A 24,810-nucleotide genomic window follows, 5' to 3' on the forward strand; every position below is an offset into this window, starting at 1 on the left:
CATGAATCAGAAGCGACAATTGCCTGATGCTTCAACGGGTAATTTCAAAATGACCGGCATATCATCTATACCATCTCCGTCTTCTCCCCTTTCAATATTTTGAAAAATAGCTTCTCTATTTGCTTTCGATTTAAATAGGTGCTTGTTTAACCTGGAAGCCTGAATTCTGTAAGTCATGTGATTACAGATCGTAACCACTCAGGATCCAGCAAATGAATTAATCACGCTAAAAAACATAATTGTTCTGTGGTTCCTTCCGCAATACACGCAGCACTGCAGCATTCATTGCAAACGCACCATCTCACCACTATTTTGGACCATTAATGCACTTGAACCAATACCCATAAAAAAACCCCGGTACATCCGGAAAAACGGTTTAGTACCAGGGTATTTGTGGAGCTGGAGGGATTTGAACCCTCGTCCAGACAAAGCCATCGCAAGCTTTCTACATGTTTATTTCTTCTTAATTGTCGGATGAAGGCCGGTGAAGAACAAACCAACCATCCATCTTATCTTCTGTTTGAATCTTATTTCACTTAAGAAGCTAAAGCGAAACCAGCCCGACTTTTCGATGTTCCGTAGCAGCTTGTCAGGCGCAATCCGCAGGGAACAAACGGCTGAAACCTACTTGGAGGTTTAGGCAGCCATTGCGTAATCAGTGTTGCCAGTTATGGCGTCGGGAGTTAAAGATTTTAGTGCTTGGCTCCCAATGCACTACATGCTTACTTACAAAGAACGATGCTGTCAATTCCGGTCAGCCCCGGTAGTTTGATGGTGCAAATTACCTGGAATGAGACGCTTTTGCAAACAATACTTTCGAAGTAAGACTTAAGACGCAAGTTGCACACCATCTTACTTGCTTCCGACACCGGGCTTCCAGTTTGCAACTATTGAAGGACTTCTATGGCCTTATCCAACTGATCATCGATCCCATTCTCCAAATTGCTGACTGTGTTGAACAGCACAATGTCGGGTATCATCCCGATGCCTTCATAGGATTTCCCATCTGCAAAAAGTATCTTCTGCGGGCTTAAAGTATAGTACCAGCTGTTCTGCAACTCCCGTCCTATCATGGTAGAATGTGCACCATTGGTGGTATCACCAATTTGAACAACTCCGGGTATCACTTTTAGCGCCATCACCGTGCGCTCGCTGGCACTGATGGTGTATCGGTCTGTCAGCAATACCAATGGCTTGCTGAAGTAATGACCGGCAGGTTCCAGGTACCAGGGATACCAGTCATCATAATCATCCTTACCCGGACCATTTTTCGTTGCCGACTGAAATACCAATCTGCTCTGATCGGTAAAGCGTCCGAAGTATTGAAATGCCCATGTAAAATCGCCTCCGAAACTATGACGAAGATCTATGATCATACCTTTAGCTGCAGGATATTGAGCAATGATGTCATCCATCACAGGCAAATTATCGGCGATGTAAGTAAAATACACATAGATAATTTCACCATTAATCAATCCATAGACGTATCCGATGCTGTCCGCACCTTCAGCAGTTCCCCCGAGATATGATTGCCTGATCACCTCAAGATCCCAGAGAGTAAATCCGACTGAGTCGCGGTAGATATGATTGCTGGAAAACTGCTTTCGGCCAGGTGCAATCAGGTTCACATGCCCGTCGTCAAGTGGTTTAATCATGGCTGACAGCACTGCAAAAAGTTCATCATCGGTAGTGCCATCACCTACCTGTGGGGCATATACCTGATACATCGAATCCCAGTCAACACCACGTTCCTCAAATACGGCATAGTACTCGTTGAAGTCATTCCAGAATTGGTTGAAAACCGCAACCGGTTCATTGGCTGGTTCCGGACCGAAAAAAACTTTTTCGCAGGAACAGAACAGGAGACTGACAGCAACAACACAGAATATCCTTTTCATCTAAAATTCAAAACTGATTTTTACATTGAAATTATTCCGCACCGCAATCAGCGGCTTCGGTTTCGCACTACGCAAGAACTCCATTCTGTAAACAACACCCAACTGCCATTTGTCTGACAGACGGTAGCTGTAATCTGCATCCAGATTTAATTTCTGAAGCCTGTTTATAGTCTGTATGTTTCCATCGCCTATATACCTGAATACGGTCTTAAATCCATTATGATCTGCATTATTTTTTATGAACTCATCATCATTTAATGCGTAGGGACTTCTCGACACCCAGCTTAATATGGGAATGAATGCATCAACAAGCACTTCATGCTTACCTTCAATAAACTGTTTCCTTACCATGGGTGACAAAGAAAACTGACCGAGATAACCAAAAGTGCTGAATGCTCCATACACGTTGTCAACCGCATTAATCTGGTTATCTGAAATACCGCCCACGGACCAGCTTCCCTGCTCCGTAACTTTCATTTTCTTCAGATAGCTGTAACGCATGCCTGCTACAGTAATAAATGTGGGTGCTGTTGTTTGTTCTTTCTCTTCCGCTCCGGTCAGGTAGGTGTAGTCATCGTGCCAGCGCGCCGCATAACCTGAATAAAATACTTCCGCAGTATGCCATCTCCGTGAATTCTCATTGGCATACAGCGCCGCTATATTCTGAAAAGAAACGTCCTGATAAATCATCGGAGAAAACAACTCATCCTGCCGCGATAGCTGATGTAATCCATACTGAAGACTCACTTTATTGCTCGCCTTTGCAGTGTCCTGAGCAAAAAGTGCTACCGGAAACACAATGACCATAAAGCTTAAAAGGCAGATATTCATTGTATAAATTCTGCTGATCTCCTGATTTGACGTTATTGATACTTTCACAGCTACTTCAACGCAAATTTCGCAAAAGGTTACAAAAAATATTTTCCTATAAAAATCCCGTCACCCCATCTCCACATCGGTTCATCGCCTCATCCGTACATCAATTCATCCGCAAATCATCATATCCCCCTCCGGCCACCGCCAACCTTTCCCCTAAACCACTACTTTTGCCCTGCCACAGCATTATGAACAAGCTAAAAATTGCCCTTATACGCGAAGAAAAAATTCCGGTGGACACACGTGTTGCTTTCAGTCCGGTACAGTGCCAATGGCTCATGAATAAATATCCGGGATTGGAAATATTCGTTCAGCCCTGTGAAAACCGGTGCTATAAAGATGAAGAGTACAGGCGGGAGGAGATAATGGTCCAGGAAGACATTTCCGGTGCCGACCTGCTTATGGGGATAAAAGAAGTACCGAAAGAAAAATTAATTCCCGGAAAGAATTACCTTTTTTTTTCGCACACCATAAAAATGCAACCGCACAATCGCGATTTGCTCAAAAGCATTCTGAAAAATAATATTCGGCTCATAGACTACGAATGCCTTGTTTGGGAGAATGGAGAACGGATTCTTGGCTTCGGTCATTTCGCAGGCGTAGTCGGCGCACATAATGCCTTTGTCACCTATGGAAAACGTTACGGACTTTTCCATCTCAAACCTGCCTATGCATGTCATAGCTATAAAGAATTGTTGTCAGCTTATGCGGATATAAAACTGCCACCGGTAAAGATTGCGGTCACCGGCACGGGCCGCGTTGCGAAAGGTGTGTATGAACTGCTGGAAAAACTCAACCTCAGGATGGTGAGTATTCAGAATTATCTTACCAGGAATTACGATGAACCGGTATATATTGTACTAAACACGGCGCAGCTATATGAAAGCAAAAACGGCAAGCCCTTCAACCGGAACGAATTCCACCAGCATCCTGAAAATTACAATTCAGATTTTCTTCCTTTCACCAGGGTGACCGATATTTTTATGAATGCCATTTTCTGGAACCCCAAAGCACCCGTATTCTTTACCAGGGAAGATATGCGCAGCCGCGATTTCAGGATCAGGGTGATAGCCGATATCACCTGTGATGTGAATGGTTCGGTGCCGGCTACTATTCGCGATACCACGATCGAAGAACCTGTTTTCGGCTACAATCCGGTTACAGAACAGGAGGAAAAACCCTACCAGTCGCATGTTATTGATGTGATGGCCGTCAGCAACCTTCCCAATGAACTCCCGCGCGAAGCATCAACGGAGTTCGGCGATAAGCTGATTGAATATGTGGTGGAAGAGCTGCTGCTTGAGAACAGCGAAATCATCAGCCGCGCCACCATCGCGAAAAACGGACGTCTGACAAATCGTTTTGAATACCTGCAAGATTATGTTGCCGGTTGAAGCGCACCTGTCAGGTAATTATCTTTAATAACCTGCATTCAATTTCAGCCTCTCCAAAAAAAAACGGCGATGAAAACACCGCCGTTCTGCTCCCTCCCCGGAGACAATCAACAATCTTATTTCCTCATTTCATCACCAAAATGATAGCTTAATCCAATTCCCAGGCCTTCTTTTATCTGCGTTCTTGGTCCACTCGTTCCTGTTGGCAAACCTGTTTCCTTATCGAGATCGGTGATAATGATATCATTATCATAAATCAGCGATCCGTAAATATTGGCCGTAAGCCATGAATTAATCTTGAAGTTGAACAGCAGGTCCCAGTTCACATCAATATTATCACGATTGGCTTTAATCTTATCAGTATAATTATCAAAGAGCGTAACTTTCGTAAAAAGGTTAACATTTTTGGCAAGATCCTTTGTGAATGTGGCCACCATTAATGCGCCGAATTCACTCCTTAAGGTCTCGCCCTGCGTGATGATGTTACCTGCTGTATCGTACACCGCCGCTGTATTCCCATAGGTACCGAGATCAGCGATCTGTTGATCCGTAACAAAGATGAACTTTCCGGTGGCCGGAGATAAATAGAGTGAGAAATAAGGCACCGGCCGCCAGTCAATACCTACTGAAGCCAGCAGGTAACCGGGCGCCATAAATTTTGAAACAACATTCGTCAGGTCAGGATAATTGTATCCATTGGCAAACTGACTCTTGAAATTCAGCAATCCGCTCAGATAAAATTTATTTCCTAACTCATGACCTGCCTTGGTACCAATATCAATCAGGTCTACATTCTTCCGGATCTTTGTATCGTACTGGCCCTGGTACGCACCATAGGTAAATAATCCATAGCTGTTCCAATAGTTCTTTCCTTCGAGGTAACTGGCAAACCCGCTGACTATGGCCGTAAGTGACATGGAATTTTCACCACCGGCAGCCCAGCTGCTGAGCGCTACCTGGCTGAACTGCAAGGATGCATTTCCGCCAACCCGCCACGCAGTATCTTTTGCGGCAACAAGGGAATCCTGTGCCTTTAGCGTAATACCAAGGCATACAAAGGCAATCAAAAAAAGAAGTGTCTTTTTCATTATCTGAATTATAGTTGATTACAATGTGAACAAAAGCTATTATTTTTTAAGCGAGTCGCGGATTTCCATCAGCAGTTTCTCCTGTGAGGATGGTTCAGCCGGTGCAGGCGCAACTTCTTCTGCTTTCTTCATTTTATTGATGGTTCGCACTACAAGGAAAATAACCCAGGCAATAATTAAGAATTCAATAGCGGTCTGAATGAAGTTTCCATAGGTGATAGCCACTTCAGGTATTGCGACACCTGCCGCATCCGTTCCTGCTTTGGTGAGCACCAGCTTCAGGTCTTTGAAATTGATGCCTTTTAGCAAATACCCGATTGGCGGCATAACGATGTCGTTTACCAGTGAGGACACAATCTTACCAAACGCGCCGCCTATAACGACACCCACTGCAAGATCAATGACATTGCCTTTACTGATGAATTCTTTGTACTCTTTTAGCATTCCCATTGTTTGATTTTTTTAAGATTAAAGGTAAGATCGTTAACTGCCGCAAAAATAATTGGATTATGCAGATTACCCTTGTTGCATGAAGCCAGCATGTATTGTTGCATCAGTCAATAGTTATGAAATCCGCTTTACTTCCTGCCCGGATAAACTTCCAGTGCCTTCTTCAGGCATTCAAATGCTTTTTGCATCTCATTGTTATTCAACACATAAGCTATCCTAACCTCATCATTCCCTAAACCTTTGGTAGCGTAAAATCCGGTAGCTGGAGCAAGCATTACAGTTTCATTATTGTATTCAAATGACTCAAGCAGCCACTGGCAAAATTTGTCGCTGTCGTCAATTGGCAACCTTGCAATAGTATAAAAGGCGCCTCCGGGATTCGGGCATAAAACACCCGGAATAGCATTCATCTTTTCCACCATAAGGTTTCTACGGCTGATATATTCCGACTTAACATTGGCAAAATAATCAGGGCTGACTTCAAGTGCTGCCTCAGCAGCAATTTGACCAAAGGTAGGCGGACTCAATCTTGCCTGCGCAAATTTTAACACCGTTTCCGTTACTTTCCTGTTCCTCGATATCAAATTGCCTACTCTTGCCCCACACATGCTGAATCGCTTGGAAACGGAATCAATCACCACCACATTTTCTTCCAGGCCGGGAATATTCAGGACTGAAAAATGCTTCTTGCCATCATAACAGAAATCGCGGTACACTTCATCCACAAATAAAAAAAGGTCATGCTCCAGCACGATCTCTTTCAATTGTTCCAGTTCTTCTTTGGAATATAGATAACCCGTCGGATTATTAGGGTTGCAGATCATGATGGCCTTGGTCTTCGGTGTAATGAGCTTCTCAAATGCCGATATCGGCGGTAAAGCGAAGCCATTTTCAATGGTGGATGTGATCGGACGGATCACGATGCCGGAAGCAATGGCAAATCCATTATAGTTGGCATAAAATGGTTCAGGAATAATGATCTCATCTCCTTCATCCAAAGTCGACATCATGCCAAAGGTGATCGCTTCAGAACCACCGGTTGTAATGAGCAAGTCGGCCAGCCCGATATGTATATCATACCGACGATAATAATCAGCAAGTTTTCGACGGTAACCTTCAATGCCAGCGGAATGACTGTATTCCAATACCCTGAAATTGATATTCTTCATCGCTTCAAAAACCTGTGGCGGTGTTTCTATATCCGGTTGTCCTATATTCAGATGATAAACCTTCCGGCCCTGTTGCTTGGCCTTTTCCGCATAGGGAACAAGTTTGCGGATAGGTGATGCAGGCATGATACGGCCTTTCTGTGAAATGTATGGCATAACGTGATAATCCGATTTGCCATAAAAGTAAAAAGAACCTGAGAGCTGAGCAATGTATAAGATGAAGATACTGATATCCTGATCAACTGAACGGCATTTAGACTGCAAAAAATTAATAAACACAGCAGTCCGAAACTGTTACCGGTGCATGCCTGAAACATCTTCCACACGAAATTAACCCAGCACTATATGGAATAGATCTTCATGCAATCTTTGCTGTCTGTCCTTACGCTGACTTGACTAATTTCTTAACCAGTATTGTACCATCGGAAAAGGTAGCGTAGAGTAAATATAAACCATTCGGGTAGTTGCTTCCGAGGTTCAGCGTTGCATCTTCAGGATTTATCCAGGATTCAATTTCAGATCCCTGTAAGTCCGAAACCCAAATACTTACAGGTGCATCGGAAAATGAGATAATAAACTCCCCTGCTGAAGGATTTGGATAAATAACCAATGACTTATTGCCGGTTGTTTCTGAACCATTCAGTTTTAAACAATCTGTAAATCCACTTTTTTCAATCACCGGCAACTCATTGGGCACATTGGTGGAACAGTTGGTATAACTATGAAAAAAAGAACCGTCAGGATAACGCAGGCGAAGGCCAATGGTGTAGCTGTTACCGGCCGAAGCATTGATAGCTTCCGATGTAATCAGATCTTTCAATGTTATCGTTTTTGCACTTCCGGCACCGATGAAGTTATTTCCTAACTCATTTTCAAAATTGAAGTAGATATAATTATCACCGGATATTGCGTAAGGCCCCTGTTTGTTCATTTTCTTGAAATTGATGAGGTTATTTCCCGGATCTCCCTCTTTGAAGATGAATGGCTGCACCTGGAAACTCGTGATTGCAGCGCCACCCACAGGATTGAGGTTGGCAATGGTAACCTGAACATCAATTATTTTCCCCATGCAGGTGCTCAGGTTAATCGATGCCGCGTCAGCAGACCAGTTGATATCCTCATCAAATACAGCCTGGCAATTGTCGCCGCAAAAAGCAAGACTCTTAATGAACAATGTTGTTTGCGTTGCAATAAATGACCTGGTCAATCCATCACCGTCGAAAGTATGGTCAGCGCCTGCTTCGCCGAACAGCGCGGCACATACCCCTTTGTTTTGTAGTCGCTGATAAATTTTCCTGGAACCAAATAAGAAGCCCTTCGACGGAAAAGGATTATTGCCGGTGCAGGTAAATGGCCTGCATCCCTGGTTGTCGAGATCTGAATAATTAATCAACTCGGTGCTGCCTTCATAGGTTGACTGATAACGGTGATAATACGGAACCGTTGCATCAATGATTCCATGAAAAGCAATCATCGGTATTTTGTCGGCCTTACTGTTTGCCACATACTTTGCATTCAGGTTAAACGGTTCTTCCGCACATCCAAAACACCCTTCATCATTCTCAGGGCAAACAGGTACCGTGCAGTGTTGAAGATAATGCTCGGGCACACCGCCTTTCACATTAATAACCGCTTTTATTTTATCCACCGGTGCTGCAAGGTAGTTGCTGTTCGAAGCAGGAAAAAAGAAATCAACCTTACAGGCAGCACCGCTGCTTTCCTGTTCATCGAATATAAAATCATATCCTGCTGTCATGCCGCCACAGGTATAAGTGCTGCTGGTTCCGCAAGAGAAAGACAATGGACTCAATGCATTTTCATTGTTTATCGATTCATCAATATCGCAGGCATCATAATACACAGTTGTTAATGCAGTTACTGCTCCGGCACTTTCACCACCGATAATCATCCTGTTTACATCAATAAATGGCAGATAGAGAAACTTAGCCGCTCCGTTCAGATCGTAATGGTAATCACCGTTCAAATTGGTAAATTTTGAACCGATTGCCTTTACGGTGCGCATCGCAACCCTGCAATCCTGAATAGCCCTGAAAAGCGCCTGGTTAGCACTCGCATCTCCGCCGCAGATATTGGTGCTGTCATTCAATCTTCCGGTCCTGTAATTAAATGTGGCCACCACAAAACCTTTGGCAGCAAACCTCGTTGCCAGCTCAGATAGTTTCTCTTTGTTGGTGTTCAGAAAACCTCCGCCATTCATATAAACTATGACAGGATACTTCTTCGATCCCGTATAAAAATTTTTGGGGAAGTAGAGATCAATAAAAAATGTCTTGTCTGATGCCGCATCATACATTTTATCCGGTCCGTATACGGCCATCGGAATATCTTTAATAATGAACAGGTTCGTAGCGGCCGCATTCTCAAATGCTGGTCCCGGGAAAACACTTACAAAATCTTCACTGATCACATTACTGTCGCGCACGAGGTACCAGTCATCACCCGTCAGGCAATTGCCTCCATTGCATACCAGGCCAGTACATTGCGCCTGCACCAGCTGCCAGTTACCATGAAGCAAGACGGCTGCCAGTAAAATAATGCTGAATCGGTCAGACAAAAATTTCATGACTGCAATTTACCCGAAAAAACAAACACGAAAAGGCAGGCGCTTACGGTCTTTCAATTAGGGCTAACCTGGTTCCATTTCGTATTATTCACCGGACATCCTAAAAACCTGGTATTGCCTTGTTGTCACGAGCTGCCTGTGGCGGCAGCTGGTTTTCTGCTTTACAGCGGTCCTGCCAATAGCTTCTGGATTATTCTGCTGTTGATTATCTGACAGTAGAAAAAACGACCGAAAAATGAATTTTCATATTTGAATTCTGCCAAGATCCAAGCCATCATTTTAAAAAGCCGGATTCACTATTTGTTTTTACCTTATTGATTTGTTTATATTTGCGCTCCGTTCGGCCATTGAACTGGCAGCACGAAGGTTCAATTGTAGTTCGTAACCGTTGAATTAAGGTTCTTTTTATAAGCGGGAGTAGCTCAGTTGGTAGAGCACAACCTTGCCAAGGTTGGGGTCGCGAGTTCGAGTCTCGTCTCCCGCTCATTGAAAGTGTAACAGCATATAGAAAATAGTTATTGAATCAGGTTCAATAGACGGTATTGCATCTTTCGCATTTTGTTCATTGTTTCAATAGATATCCACTGATTTCAATCACTAATAACCGCTTGATTTTCTCTTTGCCCTGGTGGTGGAACTGGTAGACACGCAGGACTTAAAATCCTGTCGCCCGCAACGGCGGTGCGGGTTCGATTCCCGCCTGGGGCACTCCTCCTTCAAATTATCCAAAAACCAAAATTAATTCTTGAACAGTCTCATCATCATGAGACGTAATGCGTTTATGTTTTCCGGGAAGCAAGCATACAAGCAGCTTAGTTGAAACCTGTATTTTACAGCAGCATCTCTGTTGTGAGCGCCGGCGTAAACAAACGAATACATGCAGCAATACCGGTGATTCACTACTTATGATCAATAAACCATCAACGGCGAATCTGACTTAAATAAGATTATTTAGAAAACGTTGTAACCTTTTACCTGATCATGTTTCTACTTAACAACGCTACTCTTTCCGGCCCGGATGACTGCTGAAAACCAACAGGATTTTTTAACCCGTTATCAACCGCTGCACGAACGATTCACCCGTTATTGCAGCAGTAATGCCTATGGGCTGATGGAAACTGAAGACCTGGTACAGGATACCATCCTGGCCACGCTGCAGCACTATGACCGGATAAAGGACAAGGATAAATTACTGCCTTACATGATTGGCATCGCCAATAACATGGTCAGAAACCTGCTGCGGCGTCAGAAATTCAAAGCAGCCTATGACGAAAAAACGGCTTTAAGACTGGAGAGCAAGTTCGGCAGCCCTGAAGTGGCGATGGATGTTCACTATCTCTACAAAGCATTGAATCAATTGTCACTAAAAGAAAAAGAAGCTGTCATACTATTTGAAGTCAATGGATTCAGCATCCGCGAAATCAGTGAAATACAAGGTAGCAGTGAGGGCGCCATTAAAACGAGGCTGAGCCGTGCCCGTCAAAAGCTGAAAGAATTGCTCAATGATGAAAGGCCGGCCTTACCATCAGCTGCTGCAACAAAAATGCTTTTCACCATTTGCCTGTAAACGCATGCATAAAACCGAAATTGATAAAACCTTCACTGCTGTCAGGCAAGCACCGCTTGAGATGGATTTTGAACAAATCCGGCAATTTGTAAAGCAACAACCGGCAGGAAATACCAGCAACGGATTGAACCTGCATAATTGGTTAAAGTATACCAACATTATGATTGCTGCGGCACTCATTTCCGGACTGATTGCTGCCCTCCTGCTTATCGTTCAACCGTCACCCAAACCAAAACCGTTGACTTCTTCGCCTGCTGCCACCACGCATTATCAGCCCGATGTTCAACCGCATCCTAAAATTGAAACTGCCCCCGTTGTTATCAAAAACGCTCCTCGTAAAAAAGACTCCGTCATCGTTCCGGAATACAAACCGGTTATCCTCGCAGATGTAAAAAAAGCGGCTTCTATGTTGCATCCGTCAGCTGCAACTAAGGAGACTGCCGCCAAGCCTTCCGGTCAGCCGTCGGAAAATAAAGCAACCAGTGTGCGGCAGGATTCCGACACCACACCGAAGCGCATCCGCACTTATACCTCCAATTACTGCACTTTCGATGGCGAAGACGAATGGATCAGGGCTTTTCTGAAAGCGCTGATCAGCGAAAATATCATTAAAGATTCCGTGAATCTTCATTTTACCTTTTCACTTACCTCCTTTGAGGTGAATGGTGAAGCACTCAGCCCTGAAACGGTAATACGTTTCAATGAACTGTATTCCGGCATCACCCATCATTCACTAAATGACAAGTCACTGATATCACTCAGTGTTGGCGGAAGCAGCTGTACACTATCTAAAGTGATTGATGATTGATGAAGTTTGTTGATGTGTGAGTTTTCCAGGCGATTGGCATAAATGGGACTGTCAGCTTACAGATCAAGGCTGAAATTAAATTGAGTTTCAGGTTAGCCTGGCACAGTGATAAATTCAGTAAGGTCATATTTATTCTATACACAGTTGGAAACCCCGAATCACTTTGTATTGCTATACAATGCCAAATCCAGCTTCTGAGATATTAATCTGTTTATACTAATGATCCAGATGTGTCTTCCAAATCGTCTTTGCACGGTCGGCTGATCACTTGTTTCCGGCATTCAAAATTCATTGTTTAATCCACTTTCCTCCGTAAAAAATTCGTACTTCGCACTCAACACTGCGTATCATTCCCATGGAATACCTTATCATACTGTTTTTAACCATCTTCAACGGATTATTTGCCATGGCAGAAGTGGCGTTAATCTCTTCCCGTAAAATACGGCTTGAAAAGCTGGCCAGGCACGGCAACTGGCGTGCGAAAATGGCTTACAACCTCGCAAAAGATCCTCACCGTTTCCTTCCTACCGTTCAGATCGGCATGACTGCGGTTAGTATTATAGCCGGAGCTTATGGTGGTACTGAAGTAGCTGACCGTCTTTCCTCTGACTTCTCACAACTTGCATGGCTTGGTGAGTACGCTAATGTGCTTGGGTTTGTGGTTACCATTGTTACCACCACCTTTCTTACTCTTGTTTTAGGAGAACTTGTTCCAAAAACAATTGGCATGACAAGGCCGGAACCAATAGCCATGGCGCTGGCTCCATTGATGCAGTTATTGTATTACGTGGCTTCACCGTTTATCTGGCTGTTAAGCATTTCCACCAAGTTTATACTGCGTACCATCAGGCTCAACAAGAAAACAAATGAACCTCCTGTAACGGAAGATGAGTTGAAACACCTGATAGAACAAGGACGGCAATACGGAATACTTGAGCAGCAGGAATCTGACATGATGCGAAGTATTTTCCGCACAGCAGACAGAAATGCAAGCACCCTTATGACGCATCGTAACGACATCGTGTGGATAGACAGCGACGCTACGCTGGAAGATATACATAAGCTGATTGAACAAAGCGTGCATAGTAATTTCCCGGTCTGCAAAAAAAACCTCGACAACATCGTTGGTATTGCTACGATCAAGGATATCCTGATTCAGATCAGTAAGCATCAGCCGTGGAACCTGGCTGATCTTATCAAGCAACCACTGTATGTTCCGGAATCAATGCCTGCATTGGAACTGCTGGAGAATTTCCGGAATACGGGTAACCATGTCAGCCTGGTGCTCAATGAATACGGATCACTCGAAGGCATTGTAACACTGCACGACGTCGTGGAATCCATTTTCGGCAATATCCGTGTAACGAATCAGCAGGTGCAGGAAGAAGCGGTGAAACGAGCCGACGGCTCATGGCTGATTGATGGTATGATGCAGACACATGACTGGAGTGAATTACTACAGCTGCCGGAACTCTCTGAAGAAGAAACCGGCAACTACAATACCCTGGGAGGATTTATGATGCATCACCTCGGCAAGATTCCGAAAGAAACTGACAGTTTTAACTTCCGGAATTATTGTTTTGAAGTGATGGATATGGATGGAAAAAGAGTGGATAAGGTGCTCGTGAAAAAAACAGGAGAAGTAACAGCCGGGCAGGAGTAAAATCCTCCTTCTCAAAAAGTGTTGTTAACGACGTGCCGTTTTTCATCAAACAAATATGCTGCGAACACAACTGATGCTGATCTGTCTATTCCGGAATATAACTGACTGCGTATAACCCTTGAAGAGCGTTCGCACCTCCCAACAATTATCATCCGGCAGCTATCTCAAAATACCTTGAGTCATCCTGTCACGATTAATCGGGATCAGGATCTCTTCAATTCATTGACAGATGTCGAAATAAATTCGGCTTGGCCGCATTGATTGCCTGTTTTGAGATAGCTGCTAATTTTTCACCACTTGCTGCAGCAAAACAGAAGTACCATTGCTGATTTTTAATAAATAAATTCCAGCAGGAAGTTGCTCTACATCCAGGTTGGTTTGCCTGCTGCTAAAAGTCTGCAACAACACATTTTCTCCTAAAAGATTCTGCAAGGTTATTTCACCTGATGCGTAAGGTGATGCTATGTGCAGCACATTTCCAGCCGGATTCGGATAGGCCTTCAATGTATACTGGTTCGCAGCATTTATTCCCAAACCATCGTCATCAATTATAGTCATCGTCAGTGATGATGCGCTGAAAGTGGCGCCGTTTGTCGGATTCTGCAATGTAAATGTTATAGATTCATCCGGTTCAGAAATTCCATCATTGGTGACCGGTACCGATACCAATACAGGATCTCCGTTGTTTGCAGGGAATGTTACAGTCTGTTCCGTGAACGTATAATCAGTGCCCTGCGTAGCAGAGCCGCCAGTCACCTTAACCTGGCAGGATGTGGCATTAGTATTTGGGTTAAGAATATTGACCTTCACGAAAAATGTTCCCGCATTTTCCGGAATGGAAGTGCTGTCTGCCGATATGGATATTTGCGGATTGGCCGCAGGACAAGTATTTACATCATGACTGCCGAGCTGCGAAAAATCATTCTGTGCATAGGCATACCACTGCTGACTGCCTGTACTCCAATCAAGCGTGCCTTCCTGCGTCTCCACAGTACGCACCAGCGTATGGTCTTTTGTGGAACCGCCGGATACCAGCCATTCTGATCCCGGATCCTCACCCACCACACCAATACCGTCAATCGTATCTCCTGCATTATTGTTGACCAGCAAAATGGCATCGTTCCCATTCCAGTTACAAACAATATTGGTCGTGTCGGCCAATGGCAGCAAGAGTGTCGCATCAGCCTGCGGGTGGACAATCACATACACATCATGACTCGCCAGGCTACCATGCAACTTTAATTTGAAAGATGCGGAATCGCCGCCGTTGGAAAACAACAGCAGCTGATAGCCGTCCATCTGCACTGCAGCCGTGGTGGGATTATAGATCTCGATGGCTTTGTTAAATGAACTGCCTTCTACATATTCAGAGATAAACAGGTCGGAACAAGGCTGCGCCACAGCAATGGCACTTAATAAATTCAACAGGATGAAAAATTTGGAGAAGTGTTGCATGGTGGTTTTTTTGATGGCTTAAAATTGTTAAAAAAGACCGGCATTGAAGGTACACAACAAAATGCTTTATGTTCTGCTGTTTCACATTACAAACAGCAGTAACCGGTATAGTCAGCAGCCGGAGCAGGCTGGAGAATCAGGCGCAGGAAAAAATCGGCAATAAATTATTTATCGGGCATGGCAATCGCCAGGATCAGGTACAGCAAAAGACCGGAGCCAAATGCGAGAAATCCAAAAACAAACAGTACACGTACAATGGTTGGATCAATATCAAAGTAGTTTCCGATACCGCTGCAAACCCCAAACAGTTTTTTCTCCCCTTTTATCAATCTCTTTTGCATGTTCAATTTATTTTAGTGTGGTTACAAATATAGAAAAGGATTGGCTTCCATAATCATTTCAGTCATGTGAATTCATCCTATAAAAGCAGGTACTTGAGGAAGTCGTGCAGGCCATAAAAAGCGTGACGATAAGCTTCGCAGCACAGCGCTTCCAACCTTTGCGGATAAAATAATGCTCTTGAAAATTATGCTACTGCAAAAACTTGGCGATGAGCTGATGGAAATGATGGGTGCCTCTTTCTTTTGTTGGTGAATATCGGCCGCTGTGATACAACCTTGAACGAACCCCGCGCTGAACATTTTCCACAATCGCTTCATCTTCTCTTTCCACACGGTCCGTCATCGCTGCCACGCCTCGCTCAAATTTCTCCTGGTCAGCAATATAGGTCAGGAATGAAACTTTTGTTTGAGCTGGTGCCAGCGGTTTGACGATATTTACTGACAGTCCCCATGGATAAAAGTTGAACATCATATTGGGGAAAATCCAGTAATAATAAGCGGCAATATGTTTTCCATGATCCGGTGAACCTGCCGGAATCCTGAATGTCTCCTCACCCGGCCTGGCATAACCCAGTTGCAGATTGGAGTAAGCATAAATTTCATACGCATAAGCTCCATAGTCAAGCACCTGGTTAAGCGAGGCATGCACAAATGGAATATGAAATCCTTCGAGGTAATTCTCGCAATACAAAGCCCAATTGGCATTCACCAGGTAATCTTTTGAATGATGAGCGCTGAAGCGATAGTCGGTTGGGTTGAGCCATGGTATCCGCTGTATCATTTCACTAAAAGCATCCTGAAAGGAAAAAGCCGGAAAGAGCGATACAAACAGGTGCCCGCCCCATGATTCAAATGCCACACGCGGCAAATCATCTTTTTCAGAAGGAAAATTCTTTACGTCGTCAAATTCCGGCATGCCGGTGAATTTTCCATCAAGTCCGAATCTTCGCCCATGATAACGGCAACGGAGATTTTTTTCGATACCACCATGCTCGCAGATTAGGTTCCCGCGGTGTGTGCATACATTCGACATGCAATGCAACTGATCATCCGTATCACGGGTCAGTAACAGCGGTTCATCGAGGCAACCGGGCAAAAGAATGAAAGGATAAGTCTGACCCGGAGTTTTTACATCTTCCAGGTTACCGGCCAGTTGCCAGCTCCTGGCAAATATTTTCTCCCTGCATAATTCAAAATATTCCCTGTCGGTATAAAATGAAGCAGGTAAGGTAGATGCCCGCGTGATGTCATCGTCAATGTGGAGCATAAATTTTTTGTTTTGAAATCCAGCTGTCAGCCAGATTGACCTGAAATCCTTACTGTGGGCTGAATATTACTGTATCTTATGCCATGGTATGATATACGGCCAAAACATCATCATCATCTTCCAGCATGCCGATCAGCTTTGCCACATCTTCGGCTTCCGCCACTGTAACCTCTTTCGTGTTAAGCGGAATCCATTGCTTCTCACTGCTGACCGGAACAATATTTTTTGATTCCAGCCCCTTTTGCATCGAGCCAAAATCAGCAAATCGCGTGTAGATGTATATCTCATGCTCATCTGCATCAATATCTTCCGCTCCAAAGTCAATCAGGTCAAGCTCGAGTTCTTCCAGGTTGACGCCTTCCCTGGCAATCTTAAATACTCCTTTACGCTCGAAAAGGAATTGTACTGAATTGCTTGTTCCCAGGTTTCCGTTGCCTTTAGAAAAATGCATTCTTACATTAGCCACTGTTCGTGTGGTATTATCGGTTGCACAATCCACAATTAATGCCACGCCATGCGGACCGTACCCTTCATATGTTACTTCTTCATAGTTACTGGCATCTTTTGATACAGCACGCTTGATAGCCGCATCCACCCTGTCTTTGGGCATATTAACGCCTTTTGCATTCTGAATAGCCGCCCTTAAACGGGGATTGTTGTTCGGATCCGGGCCACCTTCTTTAACAGCAATTGCCACTTCTTTACCAACCTTGGTAAATGCCTTGGCCATCTTGTCCATACGCGCATAGATCTTATGCTTGCGCGTTTCAAATATTCTTCCCATGAATCAGTTTTTTAATATGGTAACAGGTGCAAAAGTAGCGAGATTAAATGTTTTTTCAGCGCTTATGTGCTATCGTCAAATACCATTCTGTGAAATGACTAAAGCCTGTTTAAACAAAAAAACGGACAGAAGTTCCTGGAAATACCGGCCAGCAAACTTCCATGCTCAAAGAAGAAAAGAATCATGCTGATTTTGCAGAAAGCAACCTATTGTTCCACAACGGGAATTCCTTTCCTATTTTTGTCAATTATGGATAAAGCGGATTTACAATTCAACAAAAACGAAGACCAGAACCTGTTGCTATTAAGTGAGGTGCGTTCCAGACTTGAAAAAATAAAATCAGGCGGCGGAAAAAAAAATATTGAAAAGCAGCATGAGAAAGGAAAGCTGACTGCCCGTGAACGGATCAACTACCTGCTGGATAAGGAAAGGCCTGTGCTGGAAATTGGCGCATTCGCCGGTTATGAAATGTATGAAGAACAAGGAGGCTGTCCGGCCGGCGGTGTAATTGTGGTCATGGGTTATGTGTCCGGCAAACAATGCCTGGTTGTTGCCAATGATGCTACCGTGAAAGCCGGTGCCTGGTTTCCTGTTACTGCCAAGAAAAACCTGCGTGCTCAGGAAATTGCCATGGAAAACCGGCTTCCCGTCATCTATCTCGTGGATAGCGCAGGAGTCTTCTTGCCTATGCAGGATGAGATCTTTCCTGATAAGGAACACTTCGGAAGGATATTCCGCAACAATGCGCAGATGAGTTCAATGGGTATCACACAGATTGCCGCTGTCATGGGCAGCTGTGTAGCGGGTGGCGCTTACCTGCCGATCATGAGCGACGAAGCAATGATCGTGGATAAGACAGGTTCCATCTTCCTGGCAGGCCCTTTTCTGGTGAAGGCGGCTATCGGTGAAGATGTAGATCAGGAAACATTAGGCGGCGCAACAACGCATGCAGAAATATCCGGCGTCACCGATTATAAATGTAAGAACGATCAGGAATGCCTCGACCGCATCAGGAGTATCATGAATAAAACAGGTGACTATGAAAAAGCGGGCTTCAACCGGATTGCTGCTGCGCCACCCGGCATGAATGAAAAAGAATTGTATGGGTTGCTCCCTACCGACAGCAGTAAGCAGTATGATATGCATGAGATCATTGAAAGGCTGGTTGATGATTCAACATACGATGAGTACAAAGCAGGCTACGGGAAATCCATTGTATGTTGTTATGCACGAGTCGATGGCTGGGCTGTTGGTATTGTGGCTAATCAGCGTAAGGTGGTGAAAAACAAGAAAGGTGAAATGCAATTCGGTGGTGTTATCTATTCTGATTCAGCAGATAAAGCCACACGATTTATCATGAATTGTAACCAGAAAAAAATACCCCTGGTATTTCTGCAGGACGTTACCGGTTTTATGGTGGGATCAAAATCCGAACATGGCGGGATCATAAAAGACGGAGCAAAAATGGTGAATGCCGTTGCCAACAGCGTTGTGCCAAAGATTACAATCATTATAGGAAACAGCTATGGGGCAGGAAATTATGCCATGTGCGGTAAAGCTTATGATCCGCGCATCATTGTTGGCTGGCCTACTTCCAAGATTGCAGTAATGGGTGGAGCACAGGCTGCCAATGTATTGTTACAGATACAGGTGGCTTCGCTGAAAGCCAAAGGAGAAGTCATCACGCCTGAAGCAGAATCAAAATTGCTGGATGAAATAAAACAACGGTACGACCGCCAAACATCTCCCTATTATGCTGCTGCCCGACTTTGGATTGATGCCATCATTGATCCGCTTGAAACCCGCAAAGTAATCTCAATGACTATAGAAGCGGCTAATCACGCACCGGTTACGCGGCCATTCAATGTTGGTGTAATTCAAACGTAAGTGGAAAGATTTAGGATGGTTGCTTACCGGTAGCTGCATAATTTTTTCTATTGCACTTCCATCCTTCAATGCATCACCATAATTTTTTCTGTATACAGTAAAATGTCACCGCTTACCCTAAGCATGTATATCCCTGCCGGCAAACCGGAAACGGGAATATCATACGTTAATTTATCAACGGCGTCAATGCCGGCCTGACGGTAGACCGTTCTTCCTGTTAAATCTGATAACATTATCGTCAGTGAATTGCTTTCGTACTGCAATTGAATATTCAGTACATCAGAAGCAGGGTTAGGATAAGAAAACACCGGCTGACCATCCAAAGCAAAATCATCAGATTCAGACGGCCTTGCTGCCATTCCGTTTTTCGAATCTTTGAACTTATAAATCCATCCGTCGCCATTGCCTTTTGGGTTTTGCACATCTCCGTCAGTGGAATAAGCCACACCCGCTATCAATCCTGTAGGGGTGATGCCATTGGCGTAATCCTTTGCAGTGCCTCCGTGTGTAAAGGACCAAAGTAGTGTTCCGGCCGGCGAGATCTTAATCACATATTCATCATTGCCATTGCCGGAAGGCTTTGTAACATCTCCGTCATCCGAATACGTGCCGCCTGCCAGATAGTATCCGCTGTTACCGGGCGCAATAACTCCCTGCATCATTGTTTCACGATCTGATCCTCCGTATACACCCTGCCACTGCATGTTGTAAGCATTGTCAAGTTTTACAGCCCAAAGGTCATCGTCGCCATGATAGCTGCCTTTATCCACCGGAACGATGGGATTCTCCGTTACACCAAAAACCATGTAACCACCATCATTTGTTTTAAGCGCATCATACATCTCTTCCTTGTTTGCCTGGCCATATACCCTGCTGTCGAGCACATTGCCCAGCGTATCAATTTTGAGGAGCCAGCCATCAGTGCCATTTGTGCTTAATCCGGCAAGGTCGCCATCCTGTGATGAACTGAAACCAAACAAGAGGAGATTGCCATCAGCGGTTTGCAGTATCTGGTGCAGATCATCATCGCCGGTTCCGCCATAGACATGGTTGGAAATGATATTTCCGTTCTTGTCAAGGATAAACACCCAGGCATCAAACTTCAACGGATCGATGTTGTCCGGCACATCTCCGTCGGAAGATGTACTGCGGGATACAATCACGTAACGTTTTCCCGGCAGTTCAAGCAGTGCCCTCGGCACATCATATTTTTTTCCGCCGAATGAATGTTTCCATTGAATATTACCCGAAGCATCCAGCTTGATTGTGAGCACATCACTGTATTTGTGATGGCCGGTTGCATCAAAATCTTTTGACCATGATTCAGAGATGAACAGGCTTCCACCATCGCTGGTGGCAATGATTTTATTGTATGGATTCGCCTCTTCCTTGCTCCCGCCAAAACACTGCTGCCAGATCACATTTCCGGAAGGTGTCATTTTATATACCCATACATCATGCAATCCTTTAAGACTACAGGATACATCGCCACCGTTTACATCCGCTATGCCCATCACCAGGTAGTTCCCGTCGGCCGTAGAAACGATGCTGTGCAACACCTCATTGCCGCTGTTGCCATACGTCTTCTGCCACTGTATTGGCGGTACCTGCCCAAGGCAAATGTTCACCGTGGCAATTGCAAAAAATCCTGTTAAATATCTGACGATCTTCATGAAACCTGCTTTTAACTAAATTATGGCTGCCATTGTTACCACCAGGAAAAGAAACCGGCACAGGCAATTGCAGCTGCTTTTTCGTCCGGTTCAGATTGCAAAGGTAACGCAGCGGGAGATGCTGAACCAAAAAATATACTGACAAGCATTATGTCTCAGCTTATGCTGATTATGTTCCCCACTGGTATCCAGTAACCGCCAGGCCGGCAAGTTGTAATGCTCGATCAACAACCGTTGCCGCCAGTTCTTCAAAATTTGCAGGCTTTGAATAAAAAGACGGTGTGGCAGGACAGATGATTCCTCCTGCTTCCGTTATGAGCTTCATATTAGAAAGATGAATCAGGTTATAGGGTGTATCACGAATCACCAGGATCAGTTTCCTTCTTTCCTTCAGCATCACATCTGCCGCACGGGTAACTAAATCGTCAGAAATCCCGCCTGCTATTCTTCCCATCGTACCCATTGAACACGGACAAACAATCATGGCATCGAATCCTGCGGATCCGCTTGCGAAAGGCGCAGTAAAATCCTGTTTGCCGTAAAATGTAAACGGCCCTGTTGGAACCGGCGTTTCACCCAGTTCGAATGACCAAACAAACTTTGCATTATTACTCATCACCACGCCTGTCTTCTCAACCTGGTCCTGCAATAAAATCAATCTGTCCAACAGCACCTTTGCATAAATGCTTCCGCTGGCACCTGTAACAGCAATCACTATTTTCTTTTTCATAGTCTGATTATTTATTGCAGGTTCCATCTTTGTCGATTAAAGAATGTGAAGTTTGCATAAAAACACAAAAACTACACAAATGTAGTCTGCCGGAGTTTGAAATTCTGTTTATAAGCTACCTCAAAATACCGGGAGTCATCCTGTACCGATTGATCGGATCAGGATCTCTTCCATTCATTGACAGATGCCGAAATAAATGCGGCATGACCGCATAGATTGTCCATTTTGAGATAGCTGCTGACCAACTGCCAGTTAAACTATCGCTTTTTTACAAATTGCAAAATCAAGGATCTCCGGCGGTTGCTATTTCAAACTTTGCTATCTTTAAGCCGTATTTCTGGAATCTTTTTTGATTCGCATTGTTTCCATGAAAAATTTACTTGCATGAAAAAGAACCTCTTGCCATTTTATGTCCTGGTCATTGTACTCGTATCACAATTTTCAGCTCAGGCACAGTCTGAAGGTGTTAAATGGATGTCGATTACCGAAGCGGAAAAACTTAATGCCAGTCATCCGAAAAAAATCCTGATTGATATCTACACGGATTGGTGCGGATGGTGCAAGAAACTGGATGCTACCACTTATAAGGATCCGCGCATTGTGAAATACCTGAACGATAATTTCTACGCCGTTAAGTTAAATGCCGAATCCAAAGAGACCATCACCTTTCAAAACAAGGACTATGCTTATGATCCTGCCAGGAGAATAAATGCCGTTGCAGCCAATTTTCTCAGTTCATCCGGTGGCTACCCGACAACCACTTTCCTGGATGAAAAATTACAGGTGATCTCCATAGTACCGGGCTACATGCAGTCCGACATGATGAATAATGTACTTTCGTTTTTTGCTGAGAATCATTACCTGAACACTGACTGGAATACTTATTTAAGTTCCTTAAACACCTCAGCCAAATAGCAGTCATTTAACCTTAAGCAAGAATGAAACTCAACCCTCAACCGGTTGAGTTTTTTTATTTTCTATAGCGAGTTAGCAAGCAGGCTACAATCGGGACAACCTGCCAGCGCAGATTGCAATGCAACGTTCATCTTCAACTATCAGTTAGCCGCAATGCATGTTTCATGCTCTTAAGAATTTGTTATTCGCGTCTCAAAATAGCCCTACTGTTAAATCTTTTTAACCGTATTTTTGACGATCATGAATCACCTTCTGTCGCCCAATAAGGTAATTGCCGGCGCTAAATATGAGTCGCCTGAAGCGGCCGGTATTCCCGACGCTGATTGCGAAGTAAATGTATTGATTGCTCCTGCACAGTTGGTTTATCTCGTGGCAAATAGGCATACGAAGAAGGTAGTATTGTTGCAGCCGTATCAGTTTTCCAGGATTTCCAGTGTGCATGAATGGCACAAATCAGTGGATGAAGTTTTTGCATCTGATCCCTGGTTGCATAAAGAGGTTGCCATAAAACGTACCGGTGTATTCTCCACCAGTTTTACCTTAGTTCCTGCAGATTTTGACCATGAAAATGCAAGAAGAACAATTCTGAAAGCAAACTGCACGCTGGATGAGGAAAGTGTGGTCTATGCCGATATTGTTGCAGGTGGAAGCATACACCTGTTATATGCACTTTCACCTGAAATTGTTCAGCATTTTTCAGGGAAAGCGGGTCAGCGCTTGACGCATGCACTCTCCGGGCTGATCAACTATCTCCTGTCCATCCACCAGGCAGCCGAATCAGAGAACCTGTATGTATATGTGCAGGCCTCCAGCTTCCAGCTTTTGCTTATCAGCAATAAGTCATTGCATTACTGTAACAGTTTCAACTACTATTCACCGGAAGACTTTTTATATCATCTCTTATTTACCTGTAAGCAACTCCGGCTTGATCCCGAACTGGTGCCATTAACGATCATGGGCGAAATGATGCGTGAATCTGCCATGTATCAGTTGCTCATAAAATATATCCGCAATGTACAATTTGCACGGTCCGTTGATACGATGAAATTTAATAAGGACTATCCCTTGCCGCCTCATTTTTTTTTCAACCTTTTCTTCCTCTGATTCATGAGAGTCATCAGCGGAACCTTAGGAGGCAGGAAATTCTTTCCACCCGGCAATCTTCCAACACGGCCTACAACAGATTTTGCGAAAACCGGCCTGTTCAATATCCTGAATAATCACTTCGATTTCTCTTTTGTGAGTTTCCTCGACTTGTTTAGCGGAACAGGCAGCCTCAGCTATGAATTTGCATCAAGAGGTGCATCACGTGTTGTTGCAGTAGAACAGGACCGTGGCGCAATAGAGTTTATCAAAAAGATGAAAGCGGAATGGAAGATAACTGCGATGGAAATCTGTAAAAGTGACGTATTCAGGTTTTTAGAATTTAATAAGGAAAAGTTTGATATCATTTTTGCCGGACCGCCGTACCCGCTGGCTAATATTGATGATCTGCCGGGTATCATACTGGGGAAAAACATTTTAAAAACCGGAGGATGGTTCATTCTTGAAACAGATCAAAGGCACAAGTATGATCACTTCACCGAACTGAGACAGGTGAGAAATTATGGACAAACGCATTTTCACATTTTTGCGCCTTTCGCTGCAGAGGGACCGGGTGAAAAAAAATAAATGTTACGGAATGAAGTATGGCGTAATAATCAATTGAATTAGTATTTTCAGCACGCCAAAATCAAATCATGAAAAAAACAGCAGTCTTTCCCGGGTCATTTGATCCGGTCACTATCGGGCATATTGATATTATCAACCGCGGTTTGCCGCTTTTCGATAAAATGATTATCGGTATCGGCATCAATTCACAGAAAAAGTACCTGTTCCCTCTTGAAAAAAGAATTGCCTGGCTGCAGAAGATTTTTGAATTTGAACCGAAAATTGAAGTGCGGAGCTATTCCGGACTCACCGTAAGTTTTTGTGAATTGAATCAGGCCGGGTTTATATTAAGGGGTATCCGCAGTTCGGGCGATTTTGAATTTGAACGTGCTGTTTCACAAACCAACAGGGTGCTCAGCCGTAACATTGAAACCATATTTATTCTTGCCAACCCATCTCTTGCTTCCGTCTCTTCCTCCATTGTACGCGACGTGATTGTGAACGGCGGAGACCCTTCTCCTTTCATTCCGGAAGAAATTGAAAACCTGGTACGAACGCAATCTATCGTTCCTTAGTCATGGCATTCAGTTAATGGTATATTGATATACGGC

21 protein-coding genes, 2 tRNA genes and 1 other RNA gene are annotated in these 24,810 nt (G+C 44.1%); 11 read left to right on the plus strand and 13 right to left on the minus strand.

Annotation, left to right across the window (positions count from 1 at the left end; genetic code table 11):
• Positions 1-391: 391 nt before the first annotated feature.
• The 3 genes from ssrA to K1X61_04470 form a co-directional block, all read right to left on the minus strand.
• Positions 392-762, minus strand: a transfer-messenger RNA (tmRNA) gene (ssrA, locus tag K1X61_04460).
• Positions 763-887: 125 nt separating this feature from the next.
• Positions 888-1,898 carry a S41 family peptidase gene (locus K1X61_04465; GenBank protein ID MBX7107883.1) on the minus strand — a complete coding sequence of 337 codons (1,011 nt, stop codon included), beginning with the start codon at positions 1,896-1,898 and terminating at the stop codon, positions 888-890.
• On the minus strand, positions 1,899-2,729 hold the full coding sequence (locus K1X61_04470; GenBank protein MBX7107884.1) for a hypothetical protein: 831 nt from the start codon (positions 2,727-2,729) through the stop codon (positions 1,899-1,901).
• 233 nt (positions 2,730-2,962) lie between these two features.
• On the opposite strand from K1X61_04470, the gene K1X61_04475 reads away from it, so the two are divergent.
• A complete protein-coding gene (locus tag K1X61_04475) occupies positions 2,963-4,168 on the plus strand; it encodes an NAD(P)-dependent oxidoreductase (protein MBX7107885.1) in 1,206 nt (401 codons plus the stop codon).
• Between the two features lie 116 nt (positions 4,169-4,284).
• Here K1X61_04475 and K1X61_04480 read toward each other — a convergent pair whose 3' ends face one another.
• The 4 genes from K1X61_04480 to K1X61_04495 form a co-directional block, all read right to left on the minus strand.
• Positions 4,285-5,256, minus strand: coding sequence for a DUF3078 domain-containing protein (locus K1X61_04480; protein ID MBX7107886.1), 972 nt, complete (start codon positions 5,254-5,256; stop codon positions 4,285-4,287).
• Positions 5,257-5,295: 39 nt separating this feature from the next.
• Complete coding sequence (mscL, locus tag K1X61_04485; GenBank protein MBX7107887.1) at positions 5,296-5,706, minus strand: large-conductance mechanosensitive channel protein MscL; 411 nt, start codon at positions 5,704-5,706, stop codon at positions 5,296-5,298.
• A 128-nt stretch (positions 5,707-5,834) separates the two neighbouring features.
• Positions 5,835-7,031 carry a pyridoxal phosphate-dependent aminotransferase gene (locus tag K1X61_04490; GenBank protein MBX7107888.1) on the minus strand — a complete coding sequence of 399 codons (1,197 nt, stop codon included), beginning with the start codon at positions 7,029-7,031 and terminating at the stop codon, positions 5,835-5,837.
• A gap of 226 nt (positions 7,032-7,257) precedes the next feature.
• On the minus strand, positions 7,258-9,459 hold the full coding sequence (locus K1X61_04495) for a T9SS type A sorting domain-containing protein (protein MBX7107889.1): 2,202 nt from the start codon (positions 9,457-9,459) through the stop codon (positions 7,258-7,260).
• 411 nt (positions 9,460-9,870) lie between these two features.
• On the opposite strand from K1X61_04495, the gene K1X61_04500 reads away from it, so the two are divergent.
• The 5 genes from K1X61_04500 (at position 9,871) to K1X61_04520 (ending at position 13,497) form a co-directional block, all read left to right on the plus strand.
• Positions 9,871-9,943: transfer RNA gene (locus tag K1X61_04500), tRNA-Gly, on the plus strand.
• A gap of 138 nt (positions 9,944-10,081) precedes the next feature.
• A tRNA-Leu gene (locus K1X61_04505) sits at positions 10,082-10,167 on the plus strand.
• A 310-nt stretch (positions 10,168-10,477) separates the two neighbouring features.
• Entirely contained in the window at positions 10,478-11,026 is a 549-nt protein-coding gene (locus K1X61_04510) for an RNA polymerase sigma factor (GenBank protein ID MBX7107890.1), read from the plus strand.
• 4 nt (positions 11,027-11,030) lie between these two features.
• On the plus strand, positions 11,031-11,834 hold the full coding sequence (locus K1X61_04515; protein MBX7107891.1) for a hypothetical protein: 804 nt from the start codon (positions 11,031-11,033) through the stop codon (positions 11,832-11,834).
• A gap of 355 nt (positions 11,835-12,189) precedes the next feature.
• Positions 12,190-13,497, plus strand: a complete 1,308-nt coding sequence (locus tag K1X61_04520) for a hemolysin family protein (GenBank protein MBX7107892.1) — start codon at positions 12,190-12,192, stop codon at positions 13,495-13,497.
• Positions 13,498-13,779: 282 nt separating this feature from the next.
• Here K1X61_04520 and K1X61_04525 read toward each other — a convergent pair whose 3' ends face one another.
• The 4 genes from K1X61_04525 to K1X61_04540 all read right to left on the minus strand — a co-directional run bounded on the left by K1X61_04525 (position 13,780) and on the right by K1X61_04540 (position 17,344).
• Positions 13,780-14,952 carry a lamin tail domain-containing protein gene (locus K1X61_04525; GenBank protein MBX7107893.1) on the minus strand — a complete coding sequence of 391 codons (1,173 nt, stop codon included), beginning with the start codon at positions 14,950-14,952 and terminating at the stop codon, positions 13,780-13,782.
• Positions 14,953-15,116: 164 nt separating this feature from the next.
• Positions 15,117-15,293, minus strand: a complete 177-nt coding sequence (locus K1X61_04530; protein ID MBX7107894.1) for a PspC domain-containing protein — start codon at positions 15,291-15,293, stop codon at positions 15,117-15,119.
• A 190-nt stretch (positions 15,294-15,483) separates the two neighbouring features.
• Positions 15,484-16,560, minus strand: a complete 1,077-nt coding sequence (locus tag K1X61_04535) for an aromatic ring-hydroxylating dioxygenase subunit alpha (GenBank protein ID MBX7107895.1) — start codon at positions 16,558-16,560, stop codon at positions 15,484-15,486.
• Between the two features lie 76 nt (positions 16,561-16,636).
• Complete coding sequence (locus K1X61_04540) at positions 16,637-17,344, minus strand: YebC/PmpR family DNA-binding transcriptional regulator (protein ID MBX7107896.1); 708 nt, start codon at positions 17,342-17,344, stop codon at positions 16,637-16,639.
• Between the two features lie 249 nt (positions 17,345-17,593).
• On the opposite strand from K1X61_04540, the gene K1X61_04545 reads away from it, so the two are divergent.
• Positions 17,594-19,231, plus strand: a complete 1,638-nt coding sequence (locus K1X61_04545) for an acyl-CoA carboxylase subunit beta (GenBank protein MBX7107897.1) — start codon at positions 17,594-17,596, stop codon at positions 19,229-19,231.
• 65 nt (positions 19,232-19,296) lie between these two features.
• Here K1X61_04545 and K1X61_04550 read toward each other — a convergent pair whose 3' ends face one another.
• Together K1X61_04550 and K1X61_04555 are read right to left on the minus strand one after the other, a co-directional pair.
• Entirely contained in the window at positions 19,297-20,904 is a 1,608-nt protein-coding gene (locus K1X61_04550; protein ID MBX7107898.1) for a T9SS type A sorting domain-containing protein, read from the minus strand.
• Positions 20,905-21,073: 169 nt separating this feature from the next.
• A complete protein-coding gene (locus tag K1X61_04555; GenBank protein ID MBX7107899.1) occupies positions 21,074-21,634 on the minus strand; it encodes a UbiX family flavin prenyltransferase in 561 nt (186 codons plus the stop codon).
• A 384-nt stretch (positions 21,635-22,018) separates the two neighbouring features.
• Here K1X61_04555 and K1X61_04560 point away from each other — a divergent pair, with 384 nt between their 5' ends.
• The 4 genes from K1X61_04560 (at position 22,019) to coaD (ending at position 24,774) form a co-directional block, all read left to right on the plus strand.
• Positions 22,019-22,549 carry a thioredoxin family protein gene (locus tag K1X61_04560; protein MBX7107900.1) on the plus strand — a complete coding sequence of 177 codons (531 nt, stop codon included), beginning with the start codon at positions 22,019-22,021 and terminating at the stop codon, positions 22,547-22,549.
• 240 nt (positions 22,550-22,789) lie between these two features.
• Complete coding sequence (locus K1X61_04565) at positions 22,790-23,653, plus strand: DUF3822 family protein (GenBank protein MBX7107901.1); 864 nt, start codon at positions 22,790-22,792, stop codon at positions 23,651-23,653.
• A gap of 3 nt (positions 23,654-23,656) precedes the next feature.
• Positions 23,657-24,220 carry an RsmD family RNA methyltransferase gene (locus tag K1X61_04570; protein ID MBX7107902.1) on the plus strand — a complete coding sequence of 188 codons (564 nt, stop codon included), beginning with the start codon at positions 23,657-23,659 and terminating at the stop codon, positions 24,218-24,220.
• A 68-nt stretch (positions 24,221-24,288) separates the two neighbouring features.
• Complete coding sequence (coaD, locus tag K1X61_04575) at positions 24,289-24,774, plus strand: pantetheine-phosphate adenylyltransferase (protein ID MBX7107903.1); 486 nt, start codon at positions 24,289-24,291, stop codon at positions 24,772-24,774.
• Positions 24,775-24,810: the final 36 nt, after the last annotated feature.

The sequence above is a fragment of the Chitinophagales bacterium genome (assembly GCA_019694975.1).
Taxonomy (GTDB): domain Bacteria; phylum Bacteroidota; class Bacteroidia; order Chitinophagales; family UBA10324; genus JACCZZ01.